Origin of the sequence: Maribacter sp. (assembly GCF_049667165.1) — a bacterium.
GTDB lineage: Bacteria > Bacteroidota > Bacteroidia > Flavobacteriales > Flavobacteriaceae > Maribacter_A.
In genome coordinates this window covers 1-7,915 of the sequence record NZ_JBATHS010000160.1, presented here as the reverse complement: position 1 = coordinate 7,915, position 7,915 = coordinate 1, and the positions used below count along the sequence as shown (strand labels likewise).

Annotated in this window: 8 protein-coding genes; all 8 read right to left on the bottom strand. The window is 41.7% G+C overall.

What is annotated here, in order from left to right:
* A partial coding sequence (locus WBM98_RS08340; RefSeq protein WP_424365564.1) for a hypothetical protein occupies positions 1-1,366 on the bottom strand: 1,366 nt, incomplete at its 3' end.
* A 51-nt stretch (positions 1,367-1,417) separates the two neighbouring features.
* Positions 1,418-2,473 (bottom strand): mannonate dehydratase, encoded by a 1,056-nt coding sequence (locus WBM98_RS08335; protein WP_424365563.1) that lies wholly within the window; start codon positions 2,471-2,473, stop codon positions 1,418-1,420.
* Positions 2,470-3,681, bottom strand: a complete 1,212-nt coding sequence (locus WBM98_RS08330; RefSeq protein ID WP_424365562.1) for a CaiB/BaiF CoA transferase family protein — start codon at positions 3,679-3,681, stop codon at positions 2,470-2,472. Before WBM98_RS08330 ends, WBM98_RS08335 begins: the two co-directional genes overlap by 4 nt.
* A complete protein-coding gene (locus WBM98_RS08325) occupies positions 3,671-4,732 on the bottom strand; it encodes a lactonase family protein (protein ID WP_424365561.1) in 1,062 nt (353 codons plus the stop codon). Before WBM98_RS08325 ends, WBM98_RS08330 begins: the two co-directional genes overlap by 11 nt.
* A gap of 5 nt (positions 4,733-4,737) precedes the next feature.
* Positions 4,738-5,505, bottom strand: a complete 768-nt coding sequence (locus WBM98_RS08320; RefSeq protein WP_424365560.1) for an enoyl-CoA hydratase/isomerase family protein — start codon at positions 5,503-5,505, stop codon at positions 4,738-4,740.
* Complete coding sequence (locus WBM98_RS08315; RefSeq protein WP_424365559.1) at positions 5,498-6,652, bottom strand: ABC transporter substrate-binding protein; 1,155 nt, start codon at positions 6,650-6,652, stop codon at positions 5,498-5,500. Before WBM98_RS08315 ends, WBM98_RS08320 begins: the two co-directional genes overlap by 8 nt.
* A gap of 5 nt (positions 6,653-6,657) precedes the next feature.
* The gene (locus tag WBM98_RS08310) at positions 6,658-7,458 is read right to left on the bottom strand and encodes an SDR family NAD(P)-dependent oxidoreductase (RefSeq protein ID WP_424365558.1); all 801 of its coding nucleotides are present in this window, start codon (positions 7,456-7,458) and stop codon (positions 6,658-6,660) included.
* A gap of 40 nt (positions 7,459-7,498) precedes the next feature.
* The coding region (locus WBM98_RS08305) for a hypothetical protein (RefSeq protein WP_424365557.1) at positions 7,499-7,915 on the bottom strand (417 nt) is incomplete at its 5' end.

The window sequence follows — 7,915 nt, the reverse complement described above, 5'->3', positions numbered from 1 at the left end:
AGCCTACATCGATCAACCCTAGATCATTGGTATAATTGGTCTGTAATTCGGTCACCCAACGTTGCATCCATTCCCATACAGAAACACCTGCCGCTTTTTCGTCAAAAATGGAATAATCCCCTGTATGCCGAATATAAGCTTCGATCATAAGTTGCAGTGCAAAAGGCTCTTGAATGTACAGAATGTCCCAATGAGCTCCATTCCAACCTACATAAGTCCTTTTTAACTGTACCTGTTCAAAGTCTGTTAAAATGGCCTTTTTAAGGCTTTCAGGATCCAACATTGCAATAACATCTGAAGCATAGGACGTATCCCAACTTATGGTATAAGGCCAAGTACCCACGGCCCAAAACACATCTGAAATGTAACTTGGATTTTCATAGCGACTCATAAGAACCGAAAGCATACAACGATAATAATACTCCTCAAGCTGCTTGTTTGAACTTGAGAATTTCGGAAGTTTTTCATAGGCCCAAGACAACATATCACGAGTTTTTTTAGCTGCGCGACCCATGCGCTCCTTAATATCCGCCTGGTAAATAGCGGGAGCACCATCTGTGGGTTCATAGAACCGTACTGTGAAATAATAGGTTTCAGTCTCCCCTGCTTTTATATTGATTTCGAATCCCTTATCATTAAATTCTTTAATCGACGATGATACTCGGGCATGTGCCAATTCACTTCCTAATGTAAAAGCGTCAAGAGAATCCGCTTTGTTTGAACCCGCTACTACTCCTTTTTTAGAATAACGCTCCATGACCTCGGCTACCTGATTGGGAATAATGGTCATTTCCAAATTTTTCGAATTGCGATTGGTAAGGGTCAGCTTTATAAATACCTCATCATCATCAAAAGAAACATTAGTCAAACTCTTTGCGGAAAAACTAACCCACTTCTTATTATACTCTTTATGGAATGTGGCTGTTCTTTTATATTGGTTAGGTTGCCATTTTTCATCTTGGGTAACCATTATCGATGGGGAGTTCGGCCGAAAATTGGAGCCCAAAGGATCATAACTACCACCATCATCGATCCACGATTTCCATTTTGTAGGGACATCATCCTCAATTAAACGACCTGTGCCTTTATCAAAAAAGTTCAAATTGAATTCATAACGTGGCGAACCGAAAGGTAAAAACCAAACATTTGTGAATTGTGTTAGGCTATACTGTCTTGGAGACACAAATCCCCTATGGTTGAATAAAAGTACATGTTCATCATCAAACAAAATATCCTCCCTATCCTTAGCATAATATTCTGGTTCGGCAGGGGTAATGACTTGCTGTGCTTGAATTTTTATTCCTAGTAAACAACACGCAATAAACAGTATGAATCCAATCTGGTTACTCCTAAATTTTAGTATCATTTGGCTTTTTTTCAAAATTGTTCAATTGATTCTTTGAATTATTGTTTTCAACTATAATAGATTAATCGCCGCCTTCATATATCCCATAGCATATGCCATTCCCGCATACCAAGGGGCATCACAGGTCATTTGTGGGGTATGATCGGGAATCAACACTCCATCATAATTGTTTTTCTTAAGGATTTTTAGGATTTTGAACATATCTATATCCCCATCATCTACAAACACCTCTTTATAATTAGGAACTTTCCCTACAATATTTCGAAAGTGGATATAACCGATTCTTCCCTGTTTACTATAGCTATCTGTTGTCTCATACACATCTCCTTCGGTCATTTCGGCAAGGGAGCCCAAACAGAATTCCAATGCATTCGAAGGGCTAGGCCTCATATCGATCAGTTTTTGGTACATATCGGGTTGATAAACCAATCTAGGGGTGTTCCTAACATAGGGCATTGGTGGATCGTCTGGGTGGGCTGCCATTTTCACACCTGCCTCTTCGGCGACTGGTAGAATCCCATCCAGAAAATACTGTAGGCGATTCCAAAGTTCATCATGATCGATTTTTGGCAACGTACCTTCAGGGGCATTTTCATCATACACCATATTCCAAACCATTCCAATGGGGATTGGCGTATCGTCAGCCCCTTCCATACCGACGGAAAGGGCACTACCCCTGGCATATGTCCCTTGCGTACGGGCAGCGACCCCGGCCAGGGAAAAGTTGTACCCAAAAACCGGAATCCCCGCTTTGCCGACATTGCGAATGAGTTGTTTAAGATTGGCCATCTGCTGTTCCTTCTTGGGACCATCCAAAAGAATATCATACCAATGGGCAGGGTCAAAATTTTCTATGGCCTCCAATTCCAACCCATTGTCATTGATTTCTTTTTTAATAGCCGCCAACTCTTCATAAGACCATATTTCATCTGGATTTCCAGCGCTACCCCACCCCATTGTGCCGCCAATAGGTTGGTCTGCACTGTCTTTGTTGTGCCCAAAATAATCTACCATATGAATGACCAAATGCGTGGCGCCACATTGCTTGGCAAAATTGTAATGCTTCGTATTGAGCATATGCCTGTATAATCCAAATCCTAGTTTCATACGTTCTGGTCTTTGTTGTTAAATCTGTTAATTTCATCTTCACTATACCCGCAAAATTCTTCAAGTATTTCCTTGGCATTCCCATTTAATAGTGGTGCCGGTCTATAAATCTTTTGTGGGGTATCGCTAAACCATACCGGAAAACCCGTTGTTTTCACCTTTCCGATGGTAGGGTGTTCAACTTCAATGATCATTTCATTGTGTTCGATCTGGGGATCTTTTACCATTTCATCAAAGGTATTTACCTGGGAGCACCATATATCTTCCTTCAATAAAAGTTCCAGCCATTCGTCCGTAATTTTGGTCTTGAACACGGCATCAAACGCAAAACGGATTTCATCCCTACTTTCCAAAATATTATTGGATGCAAATGCTGCTGAATCATATTTCTCGAGGCCAATGACCTGAGCCAATTTTTGAACGGAATTCATTCCGATGGCCAAATACCCATCCTTGGTATTATACAGCCCATAAGGAGCCCCCAGCCAAGGGTTTGGAATGCCACTTTCGCTTCGTTCCGGATTTTCACCTTTGTGCAGGTAAGCCGTGATTTCCTGTATATGGAACCCTACGACCGAATTCAATAAATTGGCCTCGATCTTTTGGCCTTTGCCTGTTTGTTCACGGGAATAAATCGCTGCCAATACCGATTGGTTGATGAACAAACTCGTCAATAAATCGGCCTGCCCCACGGCCGTTACGACGGGCATCTGACCTTTTACCCCATTTAATGCCGATCCACCTCCTATGGATTGTGCCAGTAAATCCTGACCGGGACGATGCAAATACGGTCCTGAAGATCCATAACCGGAACTCGAACAATACACCAATCCCGGATTCAATTTTTTCATATCCCCATAGCCCAGTCCAAGTCTTTCCATAACACCAGGACGAAAATTTTCCACAAGAATATCGGCCTTGGCTATGATGTCCTTTGCTATTTTAATATCGTTGGCATCCTTCAGATTTAGAGCAATACTGCGCTTGTTCCTATTGAAACTAACGAACGAGATACTCTCCCCTTTCGGATACAGGTTGCCATAGGAATAATGTCGCATCCAATCGCCCTTTATTGGTTCGATTTTAATGATGTAGGCACCCATATCACCCAACATTTGTGTTGCCCAAGGGCCTTGGGCCAACTGTGTAAAATCAGCTACGACCAACCCTTTTAGAGGGCCTAGCTTTGCGTTATCTTCATTCTTCATGGGCTTGATTTTGAAAAACGATACACACTGGTGATAGAATTTCCTTGGTACGGTAGGTCTCCATCAGTGTACCATCTTCTTGAATTTTATAGACTACTGTATCATGCGAATTTTGGTGACAGGCAATCAACCACCTACCTTCCGGGGTTATATTGAACTCACGAACCTCTTTTCCTTTGGTATATTGATAGTCGATTTGTTGTAATGTATTGCCGACAATGGCGAAAATGGTTATCGCTTCCAGTGTTCTATTTGCCGCATAAAAGTATTTTCCGTTAGGATGAAGGCGAATAGCGGATGCACTGGGTACTTTCTTGAAATCATTAGGTAAGCTGGCGTAGCTTTTTATTTCCTCAAATGCACCGTTCTTGTCTAGCAATACCGATATGGCACCCGTTAATTCGTTAAGCACATAGGCCATAATCCCATCGTTACTAAATACCATGTGGCGCGGACCACCCCCTTTTGAAACCAAGCAATCCTTGCCTGCATTGGGCAGTAGTTCCCCTTCTTTAAGGTGATAGGCTTTTACCATATCAATGCCCAAATCACATACATAAATATCCTTTTTATTCGGATGGATGACTACCTGATGGGCATGGGGTGCTTCTTGCCGCCCCTTATTGATACTCGAACCTTTATGGTGGTACTGTTTTGCCTTTACCAACAGTTTTCCTGAAGCATCCAAAGGATATTGAATGACATTCCCTGTAGCATAACAGGCGACCAATACATTGTTTTCATGAAATGCAATATGACAGGGATATCCACCGGAAATAGCTTGTTCATTGAGAAACTCCAACGAAAAATCAGGGTTGATTCTATAGGCCCTGACTTTTGGGTTTTCAACCTCATCAATCTCTGTGTTGCAGTATAGAAAACGATTGTCATCACTAATCGCCATATAACTCGGGTTACGTGCTTTTTCGGTATGTACCGTGGTCAACTTGCCTGTTTCCGTATTCATTTGTACCGTATAAATACCATGACCAATTCCCCCAAAACCTGGGATGGGGTATTCCGTATAGCTACCTATAAAAAATGTCAACATACTGTTCATGATTTATTCATAAAGTCCTTTATGGCCTTTTGGGCTTCCTCACTATAAAAAAGGTCGGTTACAGCCTTACCCTCTTCCTCGATTTTCTGGTCAAAAGGCATGGGCGAAAGGCTCAAGTGCGCCAATCTTTTCAATTCTTTTATAGCCTTGGCAGGTCTTCGGGTCAGTTTTGTCGCAAAGCGGGTAACCTCTTCTTCAAAAGCTTCTTTCGTATACACATGATTTACAATTCCCCAATCATGCAGTATTTCAGCAGTGTATTGTCCACCGGTAAACAGCATTTCCTTAACCCGGTTTATTCCTAATCGCTGAATCAGCCGTTGGGTACCACCACCCCCGGGGACCAGACTTAAAAAAACTTCGGGAAGCCCCATTTTGGCAGTTTCACAAGCTAGTATCATATCGCAGGAAAGGGCAATTTCAAAACCACCACCAAGGGCAAATCCGTTTACGGCTGCAATCCATGGTTTGGGTGCATTTTCAATAGCTTTATACAACTTGATTCCCTGTTCTTGAAACGTTTTGAACTGTTCTGGGGTCTGGCTGCCATATTCCTTGATATCGGCACCGGCCATAAAAGCCCTACCCTTTCCCGAGATCACAGCCACAAGCACCTTGTCATTGGCATTTATTTCTTCAATGGCCGTTATGATTTCATCCATCATTTCACGATTCATGGCGTTTAGTTGTGAAGGTCGATTAAAAATCAAATACCCGATATTATCCTCCGATTTAACTATGATATGATTAAATGTCCTATTCATGGGAAACTATGGATTTATATAATGCGTTTAATTCATTAATCAAGACTATCGCTTCTCTGTTTTTAATCATACCCTTGTGTATTATTTCGGCACCTTGTTCTTGAAACTGGTTCCAACCTGGGTGCTGTGGTCTAACATAAGCCTTTCTCATTGTACTCATGGTATTTTTAAAAAAGTCGCCACACAATATGTTGTTCGCTTCATTTTGCCAGGATCTTAGTGCTGCTGGCTGGCCTTGATGTTGCACATAAGCCCCTTCTTGGTTCTCTGGATTTGCTATATATTTCAGCAGATCTACTGCCGTTTCTTTATGGCTACAATTTGCCGAAACCGCCAAACCTACACCTCCCAAAATTGTGGAAACCCCCATTTTTGGATTCCGAGGACTATCAATGAAGGTGACCAAATTTCGGGCATACCCCAATCTGGAATAGTTGGTGTATCCGAATAAATAAGGTGCATAAATTATTTCCTCATTATTTGCCATATGGTCCAATAGCTGAATTGGATTCCAATTGATGGATTCAGGATGAAGAAACTCTAAATGATATTTTAATTGATCTATAACCACAGCTCCGATCTTAGTATCAATCCCATCAACATTTATGAAGCCATTGCCTCCATTTTGAGCACAAAGCGTGAGGAACGAACACCAAATATCGGTAGGGCAAAGCGCCCATGCCACGGAATATCCTTTCGGTGTTTTCTTATAGAAATTATGAAGTCCATCATGGGTTGTGGGAGCTTCTAATCCAAGTTTGACCAACAGGTCGTCCCGTTTTGCCGCTACCAAAGCAGCTGCATCAATTGGTAACGCATATAAATGACCTTGGTAATGATATGAATCGTAACAATGATCCACATAGGAACTTTCAAAAATGGCTAATTCTTCATTGGCGATAAACTCCTTTAAATCGATCAAAAGTCGGTTTTTATGTGCTTGCCCCATGTAGGGATGGTCAATGGTAATCAGGTCATAATCCGCTATCAAATCTTCAATGGGCATATCACCAAATTCCTTGAGCGAACGTATATCCCATTTTATACTGACATCAGGATGCGATTTCGCAAATTCTTTGGATAGAGCCCGAAGCGGTTCGTACCCTCTTGGGTGATCCCAAGCCATGCCCTTTAATTCAATCTGCATTTTGACTATTTTTTCTTTCTTGGTGGACGCGGATCATATTGGATGGTATGGTTCATATAGGCCCCATCGATATAAATGTCCGCCCCATTGATATAGTCCGCTAAATCACTAGCCATAAAAGCTACGGTATGGGCCACATCGGATACTTGACCGATTCTGCCCTGCGGAATCCATTTTTCGAATTTATCCTTCCCGAACTGGGCGATTTCCTCACGGTTCATATCGGTTTCTATGGCTCCAGGTGCAATGGAGACCACCCTGATATTTTTATCGGCCAGCTCTAACGACAGGCATTTTGAGAACATTTTCAATCCCGCTTTTGCCGAACAATAATGGATCAATCCTTTTCTAGGGACCGTATCATGAATGGAGGATATATTGATGATGACCCCACCACGCTGGTTTTCCATGCGCTTTGCAGCTTCTTTTGAACATAAAAAGGGACCTTTCAGATTCACGTTCAACACCTTGTCCCATTCCGCTTCCTCCATATCCAACACATGGTTCACCGTTTCGCAACCTGCATTGTTCACGAGGATATCGATACCCCCGATTTCCGAATCCATTTGTAAGAACATTTCTTTGACCTGTTTCGAGTCCGATACATCGGCCCCTGCAAAGCCTGTTTTTACCCCAAAAGAATTCCTTATCTCACTAGCTAATTCTTCGGCACTTTGTTTATTGCTGAAATAATTTATAAAGACATCAGCACCACATGCCCCTAATTTTCTGCATATTTCAGCCCCTATGCCTTTGCTGCCGCCGGTAACCAACACCTTTTTACCTTGTAAATCTATTTGAAGCATAAACTCTGTTATTAATTGATATCTAAATTGAAAATTTAATTCATTGGGTAAAAGCTCTTCCTACCAACGCATCCATTTCCTGCTTTTTTTCTTTATTTAGTGGATAAAACTCGAAATCGCCCAGATGGGTGTTCGATTTTTCAACGATAAGGACTTCACAGCCTTTTTCCATGGCTATATTATGCCATGTATCCACTGGGATATTGTATGTAATATTCGGTTTCATCAACTCCACTTCAAATTTTACTATGTCGCTATCAATTTGGGCGCTGATTAAAACTGCTTTCCCTTTCAAAAGGATGAAAACCTCATCGGTCAGATGGTGCACATCCAGTTTTTTGATATTATCGATATGCTGTTCGGGCATGTAGTTCAATTGTGCTACCTGCCAACCGTCGCGAATTAAAAAAGGATGGTATCCGTTTTCCTTGATTTTGTATGATTCTATCATATACTT

Coding starts and splice junctions, on each gene's coding strand:
- WBM98_RS08320 (WP_424365560.1), bottom strand. CDS start 5,505: ATGAATAGGACATTTAATCATATCATAGTTAAATCGGAGGATAATATC.
- WBM98_RS08335 (WP_424365563.1), bottom strand. CDS start 2,473: ATGAAACTAGGATTTGGATTATACAGGCATATGCTCAATACGAAGCAT.
- WBM98_RS08325 (WP_424365561.1), bottom strand. CDS start 4,732: ATGTTGACATTTTTTATAGGTAGCTATACGGAATACCCCATCCCAGGT.
- WBM98_RS08310 (WP_424365558.1), bottom strand. CDS start 7,458: ATGCTTCAAATAGATTTACAAGGTAAAAAGGTGTTGGTTACCGGCGGC.
- WBM98_RS08315 (WP_424365559.1), bottom strand. CDS start 6,652: ATGCAGATTGAATTAAAGGGCATGGCTTGGGATCACCCAAGAGGGTAC.
- WBM98_RS08330 (WP_424365562.1), bottom strand. CDS start 3,681: ATGAAGAATGAAGATAACGCAAAGCTAGGCCCTCTAAAAGGGTTGGTC.